This window comes from Qipengyuania vulgaris (genome assembly GCF_009827325.1).
Taxonomy (GTDB): domain Bacteria; phylum Pseudomonadota; class Alphaproteobacteria; order Sphingomonadales; family Sphingomonadaceae; genus Qipengyuania; species Qipengyuania vulgaris.
Map to the genome: position 1 here is coordinate 86,939 of NZ_WTYC01000004.1, position 14,803 is coordinate 101,741.

The window sequence follows — 14,803 nt, forward strand, 5'->3', positions numbered from 1 at the left end:
TAGCACACATCGCTGGAAACCCCTGACCCGGAGCGCCCATGGCCCTGTCCGCATTTTCGCACGCGCAACCCAAAGATGCGACGGGAGTCCTCGTTCTGGCAGATGGCACCTGCATCTGGGGCAAGGGTTTCGGCGCTTCCGGCAGCGCGGTGGGCGAAGTATGCTTCAATACCGCGATGACCGGATACCAGGAGGTGATGACCGATCCCTCCTACGACAGCCAGATCGTGACCTTCACCTTTCCGCATATCGGCAATGTCGGCGCGAACGAGGAAGACGTGGAGAGCCGCGAGCTCGGCGCAGTCGGCCTCGTCGTGCGCCAGGACGTGACGCGTCATTCGAACTTCCGGGCGCGTGACGAATTCGTGGAATGGTGCGTGCGGCACGGCAAGATCGGTCTTTCCGGCGTGGACACCCGCGCGCTGACGCGGCGCATCCGTATCCGGGGCGCGCCCAATGCCGTGATCGCGCACAATCCGCGCGGCCAGTTCGACATGAAGGCGCTGAAGAAGCAGGCCGCCGAGTGGAGCGGGCTGGAAGGGCTGGACCTCGTGCCCGGCGTAACGCGCGATGCGCATGAGAACTGGCAAGGCGGCTATTGGCAGCTTGGAACGGGATTCTCGAAAGCTGACAACCGCAAGCCACACGTCGTCGCCATCGACTACGGCGCGAAGGACAATATCTTCCGCAATCTCGTAAAGGCGGGGGCAAAGGTCACGGTCGTGCCTGCGCGGACCAGCCTCGAGAACATCCTCGCAATGGAACCCGAAGGTGTGTTCCTGTCCAACGGCCCCGGAGATCCGGCGGCGACGGGCGAATATGCCGTACCGGTGATCAAGGGACTGCTGGAGCGCGACGTGCCGCTATTCGGTATCTGTCTCGGTCACCAGATGCTCGGCCTCGCCGCAGGGGCGAAAACCGCCAAGATGTTCCAGGGCCACCGCGGCGCCAACCACCCCGTCCAGCGCGTCGGTGGGGGTTGGGGCGAGAGCGAGGGTCTGGTTGAGATCACCAGCATGAACCACGGCTTCGCGGTCGATGGCGAGACCTTGCCCGACGGCGTGGAGCAGACCCACGTATCGCTGTTCGACGGCACCAATTGCGGGATCAGCATCAAGGGCAAGAAGGCGTTCGGTGTGCAGTATCACCCCGAGGCGTCACCGGGGCCGCAGGACAGCTTCTACCTCTTTGAGAAGTTCGTGGGGATGCTGGGGTGAGTGAAAATATTTCTCAAGACGAACTGAAAGGTCGCGTGCTCGAAGCACTGTATCGCCACGCTCAAAGCGGAGACCGAAGTATATCTGCGGAAGAAGCAGGGACCCTAATTGAGGGAAATTTCGGTCTACAGCGACTTGAAATGGCGCTGCAGTCGCTTGTGAGCAACGAATTCGCGCGAGCTTCCTATGTCATGAACTCTCCCACGAAATACCGCATTTCTGAGGCAGGTTACTACGAAGTTGAGCGCGCAGTTTTTAACCGTTTGGAGGAGGTTGAGGAGCGATCGTCAGACCCGCTCGCAACGCTTGAGCAGAGGCTGATTCCTGCTTCAGACCGCATGGTCGGCTTTGGTGATAATCAATCAGATGCTGACGAAGCACTTGCCGCAATCGAAGACGTTTCGGAAGCCATCCGGACGAGCAACTCCCTAGACGAAGCACTTCGAGATGAAACACTAGCCAGCGTGGCCTCATGGAAGGGGATGGTCGAGAAAGGCCGCAACTTCGCGGTGGGGGCTTTCCGTTTCTTGGTATGGAATCGGATCAAGGCTGTAATCGAAGGCGGTATCGAAGATGCCTACCGCTATATTTTAGTTGGCGGATTGCTCACTTTGGGCACTCTAATTTTAGGTTTGCTGTAATGCCCAAACGCACTGACATCTCCTCGATCCTCGTCATTGGCGCTGGCCCGATCATTATCGGCCAAGCCTGCGAGTTCGACTATTCTGGCACGCAGGCGATCAAGGCGCTGAAGGAGGAGGGTTACCGGGTCATCCTGGTCAACTCCAACCCTGCCACGATCATGACCGATCCGGAGATGGCCGACGCCACCTATGTCGAGCCGATCACGCCCGAGATCGTCGCCAAGATCATCGAGAAGGAGCGGCCCGATGCGGTGCTGCCGACGATGGGCGGGCAGACCGCGCTTAATTGCGCGCTGGCGCTCTATCACGACGGCACACTGGAGAAATACGGCGTCCAGATGATCGGCGCCGATGCGGACGCCATCGACAAGGCCGAGAACCGCCAGCGTTTCCGCCAGGCGATGGACAAGATCGGCCTCGAAAGCGCGCGCAGCGGCGTGGCGAAGACCGTGGACGAGGCTTATGCCGTGCTCGAACGGACCGGCCTGCCTTCGATCATCCGGCCCAGCTTCACGCTTGGCGGAACCGGGGGAGGTATTGCCTACAACCGGGCCGAGTTCGAGCGGATCGTGCGCGAAGGGCTCGACGCATCCCCCACCACCGAAGTCCTGATCGAGGAATCGCTCCTCGGCTGGAAGGAATACGAAATGGAGGTGGTGCGTGACCGCAAGGACAATTGCATCATCATCTGTTCGATCGAGAACGTCGATCCGATGGGCGTGCATACGGGAGATTCCATCACCGTCGCCCCGGCGCTGACGCTGACCGACAAGGAATACCAGATCATGCGCACCGCTAGCATCGAGGTGCTGCGCGAAATCGGTGTAGAAACAGGCGGTTCGAACGTACAGTTCGCAGTCAATCCAGAAGATGGCCGCCTGATCGTTATCGAGATGAACCCGCGCGTTTCGCGGTCCTCCGCACTGGCATCCAAGGCCACCGGCTTTCCCATCGCGCGGGTCGCTGCGAAGCTGGCGGTAGGCTATACGCTGGACGAGGTGCAGAACGAAATCACCGGGGCGACCCCGGCCAGTTTCGAGCCGACGATAGACTATGTCGTCACCAAGATCCCGCGTTTCGCATTCGAGAAATTCAAGGGAGCCAAACCCGAACTCTCCACGGCTATGAAGTCGGTCGGCGAGGTGATGGCGATTGGCCGCTGCTTCGCGGAATCGGTCCAGAAAGCATTGCGCGGCCTCGAAACCGGGCTCGACGGGTTCAACCGCGTACCCGAACTCGAAGGTGTCAGCCGGGAAAAGATCACCGCTGCGTTGAGCCAGCGCACGCCCGACCGCATCCTCCGGATCGCGCAGGCTTTCCGCGAGGAATTCACCGTCGAGGAAGTGGCCCAGATCACCGGTTTCGACCCCTGGTTCCTGCGTCAGATCGAAGCGATCATCTACGAAGAGAACATGCTGGGCCACAACGGCCTGCCGCGCGACGAGACGGAAATGCGCCGCCTGAAGGCAATGGGCTTTTCGGACAAGCGGCTCGCCACGCTGGCGGTGCGTTCGGTCGGCGTTGCGGGCGGCATGGCTGAAACGCAGGCGCGGCGTTCGGGCCTGCTGCACGATGCCCTTCGCGCCATGGCCGGTGCGACTTCGGAACAGGAAGTGCGCAAGCTGCGCCACAAGCTCGGCGTCTATCCGGTCTACAAACGGATCGACAGCTGCGCCGCCGAATTCGAAGCGGTCACGCCCTATATGTACTCGACCTACGAAGCCCCGAGCTTCGGTGAGCCCGAAGACGAGGCGGACCCTAGCGACCGCAGGAAGATCGTCATCCTCGGCGGAGGTCCCAACCGGATCGGGCAGGGCATCGAATTCGATTACTGCTGCGTCCATGCCTGCTTCGCGCTGGCCGAGGCAGGGTTCGAGACCATCATGGTCAACTGCAATCCGGAAACGGTCTCCACCGATTACGACACTTCCGACCGCCTCTATTTCGAGCCGCTGACCGAGGAGGACGTGCTGGAGATCATGCGCGTCGAAATGTCCAAGGGCGAAGTGGTCGGTGTGATCGTGCAGTTCGGCGGACAGACCCCGCTCAAGCTGGCCGCCGCGCTGGAGCAGGCGGGTATCCCCATCCTCGGTACCAGCCCCGACGCGATCGACCTTGCCGAAGACCGCGAACGTTTCGCCCGCCTGGTCAACCAGCTGAAGCTCAAGCAGCCGATGAATGGCATCGCGCGCAATCGCGACGAAGCGGCAGCCTGGGCTCAGCGCATCGGCTATCCCGTCCTGCTCCGTCCCAGCTATGTTCTCGGCGGCCGGGCGATGGAAATCGTCGACAGCGAGGCGCAGCTCGATGACTATATCAACACTGCGGTCAACGTATCGGGTGAAAGCCCGGTTCTGGTCGACCAGTACCTGCGTGATGCGGTCGAATGCGATGTCGATGTAATCGCAGATGGCCAGGAGGTCCGCATCGCGGGCGTCATGCAGCATATCGAGGAGGCTGGTGTCCATTCGGGAGACAGCGCCTGCACTCTGCCGCCCTATAGCCTGCCTGCGGAAATCATCGAGGAAATGGAACGTCAGGCGACCGCGCTCGCCGAAGCGCTGGAAGTGCGCGGCCTCATGAACGTCCAGTTCGCCGTCAAGGAGGGCGAGGTCTACCTGATCGAGGTTAATCCGCGCGCGAGCCGGACGGTCCCCTTCGTCGCCAAGGCCATCGGGCGGCCCATCGCCAAGATCGCCGCGCGCGTGATGGCGGGTGAGCCCTTGTCCAGCTTCGAGCCCTTCGAGATCAGGCCGGGCCATATGGCTGTAAAGGAAGCCGTTTTCCCCTTCGCGCGCTTCCCCGGCTCCGACCCCGTGCTTTCGCCCGAAATGAAGTCGACCGGCGAGGTCATGGGCATCGACCGCAGCTTCCCTGCCGCATTCTACAAGTCGCAGCTCGGCGCGGGAATGCAGCTTCCCACGGAGGGTACGGTGTTCGTGTCGGTGAAGGACAGCGACAAGGAGGTCATCCTTCCCGCCGTGAAGACGATCATCGATCAGGGTTTCCGCGTCATCGCGACAGGGGGCACCCAGCGCTTCCTGTCGGAACAGGGCCTGGAGGTGGAGCGCGTCAACAAGGTGGCCGAGGGACGCCCGCATATCGTCGATGCGATTATCGATGGAGAAGTTGCACTCATCTTCAACTCTACAGAGGGCTGGCAGTCGCTGCTCGACAGCCAGTCGATCCGCGAGGCCGCTCTCGAAAAGAAGCTGCCTTACTATACGACAGCAGCAGGCAGTTTGGCCGCAGCGCGCGCAATTGCGGAGGTTTCGACCGAGCAGCTTGAAGTGCGTTCCCTGCAAGACTATTATAGCTGACAAGAAAAACACGCGTACCTTCCAGACATTCGATCACGATAGGCTCCGCAATTTCGCGGGGCACGGTCGAATTGTCCGGTTGGGTACGGCAAGCAGGAAGGATTGAAGCCCCCATGGAAAAAGTGCCGATGTTGGCCGAGGGCTATGAAAAGCTGACCGCAGACCTCAAGGCGCTTCGGGCTGAACGGCCGCGGATCGTCGATGCGATCGAGGAAGCGCGCGCGCATGGCGATCTTTCCGAGAACGCCGAATATCATGCCGCCAAGGAACGCCAGGGCCAGGTCGAGGCGATGATCGGCGATCTTGAGGACAAGATCAGCCGCGCGCAGATCATCGATCCCACCACGCTTTCGGGCGACAAGGTCATTTTCGGGGCAACGGTTACGCTGCTTGACGAGAACGACAAGCCGGTAAAGTACCAGATCGTCGGGCAGACCGAAGCCGATGCGAACAATGGGCGGATCAGCTACACTTCGCCGATTGCCCGCGCACTTATCGGCAAGCAGGTCGATGAAGAGGTCGAGGTCACCGTGCCGAGCGGCGACAAGTTCTACCTGATCGACAAAATCGAATTCGTCTGACCCAAACCTGAAGCGCCGCCTGAAGTGTTGCGCTTTACGATCACGCGGTGTTCTTGGCCTGGCTCGCGGGTTCGATGGTCTTTACCATCGCCCAATTCGTGATTTCCACGCCTTCGATCTCGAAAGTTCGCTTTTTCATCGCCGTATAGCCGGCGCTCTCAAAAGCCGGTTTCGCGATCTCGCTCGCTTCTGTGAAGAGGTGGGTGATCCCGTGATACTTGGCGTATAGCGCCGCCGTTTCCAGCAGGCTGGAGGCTATGCCTTCGTTGGTATGGTCGGGATGGCAGTAGAGATGGTCGAGGTGCCCGGTCTGTTCGAGCATGGCATAGGCAACAGGCACCTCGTCATCGTCTGTAGCGATGAAGATCTGGGTGCCCGCATCTGCCTGTGCCTGATAGACTTCGGGACCTGCGAAATTCGACAGCCAGGCTTCGACCTGCTCTTCGCTATAGGCGTCCCGGCCGATTGCGCCGATGGCCGCGCGCCCGAGTTCGGCGAGCGCTTCGGCATCGCCTTCTTCGAACGAGCGGATCGAATAGCCCATTGCCGAACCCTCAGGCTTCCGGATCGAGCAGCTTGTGCAAGTGAACGATCACGTACTTCATTTCGGCATCGTCCACGGTGCGCTGGGCGTTGGCGCGCCAGGCGTTTTCCGCGTCTTCATAGGTGGAATATACGCCTGCTACGTGGATGCTTTCAGGGTCGGAAAAGGTGACGCTGCGCGGATCGGTAACGCGGCCGCCCATCACGAGGTAGAGCGTCTGTTTGCTCTCTTTTTCTTCCATTGGTCCGTTCTTTCTCAAGGGAGGAGATAACGGCCACGCCCATAGCGGAAGCGGCGCGACAGGCAACCCTGTCACGCCGCTACTGCAAGTTGGTTTAGGAAGCGTTTAGTTCGTCAGGCGCGCACGTAGATCGCGGTAGGCGCGCGAGGACTTGCGTTCGGCCCGGCGCTTGTTCGAACGTAGGGTATCACCCATGGAATCGAGCCGGTATCCTGTGTCGCGCTTCAGCCGGCGGGCTTGGGTACCTGCAGCGTCGCCGAAATCCTCGATCTTGTCGCCAGCACCTTCGAGCATGGAAAGCCCATATGCAATGGCGGCATCTGCGGCATACGCGGCAAATGAGCCACCGCGGCGGCCAAGATCGCGTCCACGGCGAGTCATCGCTCCGATTGCGAGACCAATGGTAATGGCTCCGGCGATGGTAGCTACGGGGTGCCGCTTGGCGAAATCGACGGCACTATCCGCAACATCCTTCGCCTGATCCATGAAGCTGCGCTCCTCGTGCCTTTTCTCGCCAGCCTCGATGCGGGCACGGAGTTGTTCGCGCTTTTCCTGATCGGTAAGCTTGCTGTCGGCGCTGATCGGGGTGACGTTGTCTTGGGCGGAGTCTGCCATGATTTACCTCATTATCTGGTGTTCGCTAAACCAACGGTCTCAGCGACCGAAGCGTTCCGCCAGTTCGTCGCGAAGGTCCCACTCATCGGCTTCGTCTTCTTCGGTTTCGCGACCGAGGCCGAAGATCGAGAGGATAGGATTGCGGGCGAACCACACCACTATGGCCGCGACCAAGGCAGCGAGCGCCCCCTTGTTATCTTCGGCGACATCGACGGCTTCCTCATAGAGATCGACCGCACCTTCCTTGGCCCGGTCCATGATCCGCGCGCCGATGCTCTTGTGGCTAAGGTCGGTCTTCAGGTGCTGCATGTCGGCTTCGACGAGCGCTCGCGCCGAATCACGCAAATACTTGTCTTCCAGCATGCGGGTCTTGCGATCGGTCATTCGTCTTCGTCCGAGAAAGCGGCGCGAATATCGTCGATCCGCTTCTTGAGCATGCGAAGCAGCACGACTCCGACCACGATAAGTGTGAGCGAAACGATAGCCGTAGCGATCCACGGACCGACCAGCGGTATCAGCGCAATCACGACGCCTACCGTAAGGGCGATCAATGCAAGGTGGAGCACGCCGAAAGCGCCGAAGCCAAGGGCAACGGCGCTCTTCAGCCGGTTGGCGGTATAGCCGGCACGGCTCTTCTGATAGGCGACCTCAGCCTCGGCATAGGTCTTCCCATCTTCGAACAGAGCAAGCAGATCATCGGCGAGAGAGGGGCCATGCGGCGCCTCATCCTCGGAAAATTGATCGTGCTCGTCAGGCGTGTCGAGCGGGCTTTCGTAGCCCGCTCGGTTCCTAGGTTCTTCGTCCAGCATTCCGCCCCCTGTTTCCGGAGCGATCAGCGACGGAACAGGCGTGAGAGCATGAAGCCGGCGACTGCAGCGATGCCGATCGCGGTGCCCGGGCTCTTGCGCACGAACTGGCGACCGTCTTCAACGAGATCGTCGACGCTCTTCTGGTCGAGCTTGGCGGCATAGTCCTCCAGCGCGGTCGAAGCGCTGCGGGCATATTCACCGTATTTCGCGCCAAGCTTCTCATCAACCTGATGCGCATTCTCGTTGATCGTGCGGCTTAGCGAACGAAGGCCGTCACTGGTTTTGACCTTGCCTTCGGTCGCCAATTCCCGGCCCTTGACTTTGGCGTCGTTGCCATAAGTCTTGGCTTCGCTGACCCAATCCTGGCTCTTGCCCCTGGCCTGACCGCGGTAGGACGCGGCGCGTTCGCGGCCTTCGGCCTTCAGCGCTGCGGCACCAGCTTTCGCTTCTTCCAGAGCGGCGTTGAAACGACTCTTGGCCTCGGTGCGATGCGGATTGGCCGAACCGGTGTTGGTTTCCTGTGTGGTGGCGGTATTGGTCACGGGGGTCATCTCCTTGGCTGCACCTTTCTTCGCCACGGTCTTGCGCGGCGTCTTGGCGGTGCTGGTTTTGTTTGTGGTCGTGGTTTTGCGCTTTTTCGGCGCTGAACTTGCGGTAGTATCGGCCATGCTTCTGATCCTTGCCCTCAATTCGTATTATATCCGGGGCATCGGTAACTCCCCGGCATTCAAGGTTCCAACGCGGCTTGCGCGGGTGTGTTCCGGCGCATAGAGCGCTTCGCATATTCCCCGATTTGGGGGTGTTTTATATGATTACAACACCAGACGCTGGAGTGTGTTCCGAAATGACCGCTATTATCGATATCCACGCACGCGAAATCCTCGACAGCCGCGGTAATCCTACAGTGGAAGTCGATGTCCTTCTGGAAGACGGCAGCTTCGGACGTGCGGCGGTGCCTTCCGGTGCATCGACGGGTGCCCACGAGGCGGTGGAACTGCGGGACGGTGACAAGGGACGTTACCTTGGGAAGGGAGTGACCAAGGCAGTGGCGGCGGTGAATACCGAAATTCGCGATCTTCTGGTTGGGAATTTCGATGCAGAGGATCAGCGCGACATCGATCATTCCATGATCGCCCTCGACGACACGCATAATAAGGGGCGCCTCGGCGCAAACGGTATTCTGGGCGTCAGCATGGCGACCGCCAAGGCAGCGGCCAACGCGCGCGGCCTGCCGCTTTACAGCTATATCGGCGGTATTTCAGCGCACGTCCTGCCCGTGCCGATGATGAACATCATCAACGGCGGCGAACATGCCGACAATCCGATCGACATCCAGGAATTCATGGTCATGCCGGTGGGTGCGGACAGCCTGGCAGAAGCGGTCCGCTGGGGTGCCGAAATCTTCCACACGCTCAAGGAGAAGCTGGGCGAGAAGGGGCTGGCGACCTCGGTCGGTGACGAGGGCGGCTTCGCGCCAAACCTTGCCAGCACGCGTGATGCGCTCGATTTCATCATGGGGTCGGTCGAACAGGCCGGGTTCAAGCCAGGCGACGACGTCGTGTTGGCACTCGACTGTGCGTCCACCGAATTCTTCAAGGACGGTAAGTACGAGATCTCCGGAGAGAACCTCTCTCTGAACGGTCATGAAATGGCCGAATATCTCGACAAGCTGTGCCGCGACTATCCGATCCGTTCCATCGAGGACGGCATGGCCGAAGATGATTTCGAAGGCTGGAAGGCGCTGACGGATCGCATCGGCAAGACCATCCAGCTGGTCGGCGACGACCTTTTCGTCACCAATCCCCAGCGTCTGCGCGAAGGCATCGACCAAGGGCTCGCCAATTCGCTGCTAGTGAAGGTCAACCAGATCGGGACGCTCAGCGAAACGCTGGACGCTGTCACCATCGCCAATCGGGCCGGGTATACTGCCGTGATGTCGCACCGCTCGGGGGAAACGGAAGATGCGACGATTGCGGATCTGGCGGTTGCTACCAACTGCGGCCAGATCAAGACGGGAAGCCTCGCACGGTCGGATCGGCTCGCGAAATACAACCAGCTCATCCGCATCGAGGAAGAACTGGGTGACAGCGCGATCTACGCCGGCCGAGATTGCCTCGGCAAGATCACCTGCTGATTGTCAGTCGTTCGTCTGGTTCTTGGGGTGAAACCAGTACTGGTAGACCCCCCAGGCATTGATCAGGAGGAGGACGCCGTTCATCGCGGCAAGCGGAATGGCATTCTCGGTCAGGCCGATATATATCCAGAGTGCCGAGACGATACAGAATAGGATGAAGCCCCAGGCGGTCGCCCGCCGCCCCAGGTCGAAGGCAATCATCGAGGCTGCCGCCACCGTCCCGATCGAAGCAATCCATTCCAGCGGCCCGTTCATGATTTCGTGTCTCGCATAGAGGCGAGGACGGACGTGACCTGATTGTGTTCCAGAACCGCTGCTATTCAGGCCTCGGTCCGATCTAGTTTGCGAACCTGCTCCGCAGTTCGAGCAGGGCGAGGGCAGCCCTGGCAGCTTCTCCGCCCTTGTCCTTCTGCTTCGGATCGGCGCGAACGAGGGCTTGCGCTTCGTTCTCGACCGTCAGGATGCCGTTGCCGATCGCGATACCGTCCATCGTCAGTGCCATGATGCCGCGCGCGCTTTCGCCTGCGACGATCTCGAAGTGGTAGGTTTCGCCGCGGATCACAACGCCGATGGCAACGAAGCCGTCATAGCGTCCGCTGTCGGCGGCAAGGGAGATTGCGCCGGGGATTTCCAGCGCGCCGGGGACCGTGAGGATCTCGACAGAATGACCTTCGGATTCCAGCGCGGCTTTCGCACCCGCAATCAGCTGGTCGTTGAGATGGTCGTAGAAACGCGCTTCGACGATCAGGAAGTTGGCCACGAGCTTACTCCGGTATGGGCATGTGATCGACGATGTTCAGGCCATAGCCTTCGATCGCCACGACATTGGGCTGCGAATTGCTGAGCAGGATCATGTCTTCCACGCCAAGGTCGGCGAGAATCTGCGATCCGATGCCCACGTTACGTTCGGATTCGTTCTGGCCATAGCCAGAAGCGGGCCGACCGGTGATGATCACTATGACGCCCGAACCATGTTCACCCATCGCCTGCATGGCGCGCTGCAGCGTGCGTTTGCGAGGGGAGGGCTTGCCCAGCACGTCGTCGAAGATCGAGATCGGGTGGACTCGGGTGAGGGTGGGCTGTCCTTCCCGAACCTCGCCCTTCTGCAGGACATAGCTTTCGCTGCCGTCGATCTTGTTGCGATAGGTCAGCATTCTCCAGCTTCCCCCGTAATCGGAATCGAAACTGTCTTCGGCGATGCGTTCAACGAGGTGATCGTAGCGCATACGGTACTCGATCAGGTCGCGGATCGTCCCGATCTTCATGTCATGCTTGCGCGCGAAAGCGACGAGATCGTCGAGCCGCGCCATCGTCCCGTCATCCTTCATGATCTCGCAGATCACGCCGGATGGATTGAGCCCCGCAAGACGCGAGATATCGACCGCAGCTTCAGTATGCCCCGCGCGGACCAGAACACCTCCGTCACGTGCGGTAAGCGGGAAGACGTGCCCCGGGGTGACGACATCTTCCGGTCCCTTGGTGGGATCGATGGCGACCGACACCGTTCGCGAGCGATCCGCGGCGCTGATGCCGGTGGTCACGCCCGTCTTCGCTTCGATCGAAGTGGTGAAGGCAGTCTGCATGCTTTCACGGTTGTCGCGGCTCATGGGCTGCAGGCCAAGCGCCTGGACGCGCTTACTGTCCAGCGACAGGCAAATCAGCCCACGGCCATAAGTGGCCATGAAGTTGATCGCATTGGGCGTCGCCATCTGGGCAGGAATGATGAGATCGCCTTCGTTTTCCCGGTCCTCGTCGTCAACGAGAATATACATTCGCCCGTTGCGCGCCTCGTCGATGATTTCCTCGGCACTGACTATGACCGGCGTATCGTCATTGGCCTCGAGAAACGCCGCCAGCTTGTTGAGTGTATCCGTGGTGGGGTTCCAGCCATCTTCCGTGCAGTCCCGCAAGGTATTGGCGTGGAGGCCTGCCGCACGGGCAAGGCCGGCGCGGGTCATCAAACCATTGCCGACCAGCGTGCGAACCTTTTCGATCGTATCCATGAAAGCATATGTATCACATCGGAATGTGAATTCAATTGAGAAGTCACATTCCGATGCATTCTTAAGCTCAGTATTGGTTTTCTCTTGCCGCTACGCGCGCATTGATGGGGCGGGCCGAACGGTTGGCCTTTGCTTGCCTTGCCGCCGCAGCTTGCTGCTTGCGAGCTAGCGCCTGACGCTGCTTGGCCTGAGCCTGAGCCTGAGCCTTGGCTTGCGCTCGACGCTGGGCGGCTGCCTCTTGACGCTGTTTGGCTTGGGCCTGTGCCTTTGCCTGCGATTGACGCTTGGCAGCAGCTACTTGGGCTTGCTTCGCCCTGGCCTCTGCCTGTGCCTTACGTTGGGCAGCCTGTTGACGTTCCTGGGCGCGAGCCTGCTGTTGCTTCGCCCTGGCCTGCTCCTGACGCTGGGCGGCGGTCTGTTGCCTTTGCTTGGCCTGGGCCTGACGCTCGGCAATGGCATTCTCCCGCTGCTGCTTCGATCGACGCTCGGCAGCTGCCTGGTGGCGCTGCTTCGCGTCCGCCTGCGCCTTGCGCTGCTTTTGGCGAGCAGCTTCGCGCTGCTCAACAGCCGATTGCTGGCGCTGCACAGCTAGCCTGCGCTGCTGGACTTCGCGGCGATCCGCCGCTGCCTGCTTCCGCTGGGTTTGCTGCGCTGCCTCCCGCCGTGCGACAAGAGCGCGTTGCTGTTGAGCCTGCCGGACAGCTTTGGTTCGCGCTTGCTGGCGGTCCTGTCGGACCTCTGCACGAGCCTGACGCTGGGCGATCTGGCGGCGCTGGAGCTGGCGTTCCTTTTCCACCGCCAGCCTGGTCTGCCGGACGTCTTCCCGACGTTCCTGAAGCCGATCCTCTTTGCGTTCCTGACGCTTCAGGCTTGCCTGCCGCTGCCGCTGAAGTTTTGCGACTGCCTCAGCGCGCGCACGCCGCTCTTCTTCGTAAAAGCGGGGTGCCGGTCCCTGATAGGAAGCCTGACGCCATTCTGCATACCGGTTCGCTGCCCGCTCACGAGCCACCCGCTCATCTTTCCAGCGATTGGCAAGCTGGCGTTCCTGCTTGCGCTCCCACTGTCTCCATGCAGCCTGTTGCTCGCGCGCTTCCCTGAGTTGGCGGCGATCGGCGGCCAGCGCCTTGCGTCTTGCTTCCCAGTGACGGGCGGAAATGCCTTGATGCTGGTCCCTGATACCTGCGCGGTGAAGCTCGCTCGCGCGGCGGTAATAATTCCTCGCCGCCAGTCTCTGGCGCGCCACCGCGCGCTGGTTCAGCACTCTGCCCCGGCGGTCATAGATCGCCACCAGCCGGTCGTCCCGATAGCCGTAGCTGTAATAGGGGTCGCGAACGAGGAAAGGCCGACTGGCGTTGGGCTCATAGTAATAGTAGCGCTGACCGCCACGGATCGGCTCTGCATAGCGCGTATAGCCGTCCCCGGTACGCCATGCCCATGGCTGCGTGCCCGAATGCGCGAAGCCGTAGTCCGGCGGCGAATCCCCGATCACGCTGGCAATCATCGCGGCCAAGGCCAACCAGGCGTACTGGTCGGATCCAGCCGAGTCATCGTAATAGGACGACTGGTCGCCTTCATATGGCGCATAGTCGGACCCATAAGAATCGTAGTCATCGGAATAAGCTCCGCCGGCGTGACTGGGCTGATCTTCATACTCGACGTAGCTATCGCTCTGGTAATCCCAGCTTGGCGCATATCCATAGCTGGTAGGCGCATTTCCTGTCATCGGCAGGGCTGCCGGTATCGGAGCGGCTTCCAGCAGCGAATAGGGGTCCTCGCCCGCAAGCGACCATCCTTCAGGTCCCTGCTGATCTGACAGCGAAAAGTGCTGGAGGCCGCTAGGCTGCATATCCTCGCCCCCGCACGCGACCAGCGAGGTCGCAAGCGTTGCAAGGCTTCCCATGCGAAAGGCTGTGTTGAGGATGCTGTTCATGGCTAATCTCCTTGTGCGGTCTTCCCGCTCATTGCGGTAAACTGCACAAGGGCCTCTGAACGCTACGTGGGCTGGCCGTTCATATAGGAGACTGCTTTACTGAACGGAAAGGGCGGATCATTCCGCCAGTACCATGAATGTGAGGTGGTGGTGGACGCACTTGGGCTCGAACCAAGGACCCGCTGATTAAGAGTCAGCTGCTCTACCAACTGAGCTATGCGTCCACACTCACGACAAGATTTCCGCGCCCGGCCCGGTGGTTCGGGCGGCCCCCGACTCGGGGGAGGCGCTCATATAGCGGCTGTTGCGCGAATGAAAAGTCCCAATCTGGGTGGCAAAAGGCATTTCAACCTTCAGCGGCGTGAGGTCTCCTTGCACCCTCATCGAGAAGGATAAGTTTTGCACCGAAGGGGTCCGCAGGGTCATCCTCGATTTTTGCCAGTCTTGCGAATTCCAGCATGCGGACACCGCTGTAACATTCGGCGAGCGTGAAGCCGGTTATCTGCGGCAGATCATAGACTGGAAGAGCAAAGCCGTCTTTGGCGCTGTGGCGCAGGGCCAAGAGAATGTTGCAGGAAAGTTCGTCGCCTTCCAGAAACTCGTGAGCAGGCCGGATGTCATCTGCCGATCGATGGCGTGCATCAACTGCCCGCCAGGAGGCGTGGCCTTTGTCCGTCTTCATTGCGCGATCCCTTTTTTCACAGGCACCGGAGTAATCCGGGTTCCTGCGATCGGGTGTCCACATAGTCTGCGAATTGCGCTAAG

General features: G+C 60.6%; 16 protein-coding genes and 1 tRNA gene. 5 read left to right on the plus strand and 12 right to left on the minus strand.

Translation table 11 applies throughout. The features are described 5' to 3' along the window. Positions 1 to 38 precede the first annotated feature (38 nt). The 4 genes from carA to greA all read left to right on the plus strand — a co-directional run bounded on the left by carA (position 39) and on the right by greA (position 5,762). Entirely contained in the window at positions 39 to 1,217 is a 1,179-nt protein-coding gene (gene carA / locus GRI69_RS08985) for a glutamine-hydrolyzing carbamoyl-phosphate synthase small subunit (protein WP_160727948.1), read from the plus strand. Further along, positions 1,214 to 1,858: a hypothetical protein gene (locus GRI69_RS08990; RefSeq protein WP_160727949.1), complete on the plus strand. Its 645-nt coding sequence runs from the start codon at positions 1,214 to 1,216 to the stop codon at positions 1,856 to 1,858. Before carA ends, GRI69_RS08990 begins: the two co-directional genes overlap by 4 nt. Then, positions 1,858 to 5,181 carry a carbamoyl-phosphate synthase large subunit gene (gene carB, locus GRI69_RS08995; protein ID WP_160727950.1) on the plus strand — a complete coding sequence of 1,108 codons (3,324 nt, stop codon included), beginning with the start codon at positions 1,858 to 1,860 and terminating at the stop codon, positions 5,179 to 5,181. Before GRI69_RS08990 ends, carB begins: the two co-directional genes overlap by 1 nt. A 113-nt stretch (positions 5,182 to 5,294) precedes the next feature. Continuing rightward, positions 5,295 to 5,762 carry a transcription elongation factor GreA gene (greA, locus tag GRI69_RS09000; RefSeq protein WP_160727951.1) on the plus strand — a complete coding sequence of 156 codons (468 nt, stop codon included), beginning with the start codon at positions 5,295 to 5,297 and terminating at the stop codon, positions 5,760 to 5,762. A 40-nt stretch (positions 5,763 to 5,802) separates the two neighbouring features. Here greA and GRI69_RS09005 read toward each other — a convergent pair whose 3' ends face one another. The 6 genes from GRI69_RS09005 to GRI69_RS09030 all read right to left on the minus strand — a co-directional run bounded on the left by GRI69_RS09005 (position 5,803) and on the right by GRI69_RS09030 (position 8,639). Next, positions 5,803 to 6,306, minus strand: a complete 504-nt coding sequence (locus GRI69_RS09005; RefSeq protein WP_160727952.1) for a GNAT family N-acetyltransferase — start codon at positions 6,304 to 6,306, stop codon at positions 5,803 to 5,805. A gap of 10 nt (positions 6,307 to 6,316) precedes the next feature. Then, positions 6,317 to 6,547, minus strand: a complete 231-nt coding sequence (locus GRI69_RS09010) for a DUF4170 domain-containing protein (RefSeq protein ID WP_160727953.1) — start codon at positions 6,545 to 6,547, stop codon at positions 6,317 to 6,319. A gap of 105 nt (positions 6,548 to 6,652) precedes the next feature. Then, entirely contained in the window at positions 6,653 to 7,162 is a 510-nt protein-coding gene (locus GRI69_RS09015; RefSeq protein WP_160727954.1) for a hypothetical protein, read from the minus strand. A gap of 39 nt (positions 7,163 to 7,201) precedes the next feature. Further along, a complete protein-coding gene (locus GRI69_RS09020; protein ID WP_160727955.1) occupies positions 7,202 to 7,546 on the minus strand; it encodes a hypothetical protein in 345 nt (114 codons plus the stop codon). Then, positions 7,543 to 7,971 carry a phage holin family protein gene (locus GRI69_RS09025; protein ID WP_160727956.1) on the minus strand — a complete coding sequence of 143 codons (429 nt, stop codon included), beginning with the start codon at positions 7,969 to 7,971 and terminating at the stop codon, positions 7,543 to 7,545. Before GRI69_RS09025 ends, GRI69_RS09020 begins: the two co-directional genes overlap by 4 nt. Before the next feature lie 23 nt (positions 7,972 to 7,994). Next, positions 7,995 to 8,639 (minus strand): hypothetical protein, encoded by a 645-nt coding sequence (locus tag GRI69_RS09030; RefSeq protein WP_160727957.1) that lies wholly within the window; start codon positions 8,637 to 8,639, stop codon positions 7,995 to 7,997. Between the two features lie 176 nt (positions 8,640 to 8,815). On the opposite strand from GRI69_RS09030, the gene eno reads away from it, so the two are divergent. Beyond that, complete coding sequence (gene eno, locus GRI69_RS09035) at positions 8,816 to 10,105, plus strand: phosphopyruvate hydratase (protein WP_160727958.1); 1,290 nt, start codon at positions 8,816 to 8,818, stop codon at positions 10,103 to 10,105. Between the two features lie 3 nt (positions 10,106 to 10,108). Here the strand turns inward: eno and GRI69_RS09040 are convergent, their stop codons facing one another. The 6 genes from GRI69_RS09040 to GRI69_RS09065 all read right to left on the minus strand — a co-directional run bounded on the left by GRI69_RS09040 (position 10,109) and on the right by GRI69_RS09065 (position 14,720). Beyond that, entirely contained in the window at positions 10,109 to 10,360 is a 252-nt protein-coding gene (locus GRI69_RS09040; protein ID WP_160727959.1) for a hypothetical protein, read from the minus strand. A gap of 82 nt (positions 10,361 to 10,442) precedes the next feature. Then, positions 10,443 to 10,865 (minus strand): 6,7-dimethyl-8-ribityllumazine synthase, encoded by a 423-nt coding sequence (gene ribH / locus GRI69_RS09045; RefSeq protein WP_160727960.1) that lies wholly within the window; start codon positions 10,863 to 10,865, stop codon positions 10,443 to 10,445. A 4-nt stretch (positions 10,866 to 10,869) separates the two neighbouring features. Further along, positions 10,870 to 12,108, minus strand: a complete 1,239-nt coding sequence (gene ribB, locus GRI69_RS09050; protein ID WP_160727961.1) for a 3,4-dihydroxy-2-butanone-4-phosphate synthase — start codon at positions 12,106 to 12,108, stop codon at positions 10,870 to 10,872. Positions 12,109 to 12,175: 67 nt separating this feature from the next. Continuing rightward, positions 12,176 to 14,038: a coiled-coil domain-containing protein gene (locus tag GRI69_RS09055; protein WP_160727962.1), complete on the minus strand. Its 1,863-nt coding sequence runs from the start codon at positions 14,036 to 14,038 to the stop codon at positions 12,176 to 12,178. 148 nt (positions 14,039 to 14,186) lie between these two features. Continuing rightward, positions 14,187 to 14,262 (minus strand) — tRNA-Lys (locus GRI69_RS09060). A 122-nt stretch (positions 14,263 to 14,384) separates the two neighbouring features. Then, positions 14,385 to 14,720, minus strand: a complete 336-nt coding sequence (locus GRI69_RS09065) for a hypothetical protein (protein WP_160727963.1) — start codon at positions 14,718 to 14,720, stop codon at positions 14,385 to 14,387. Between the last annotated feature and the right edge of the window lie 83 nt (positions 14,721 to 14,803).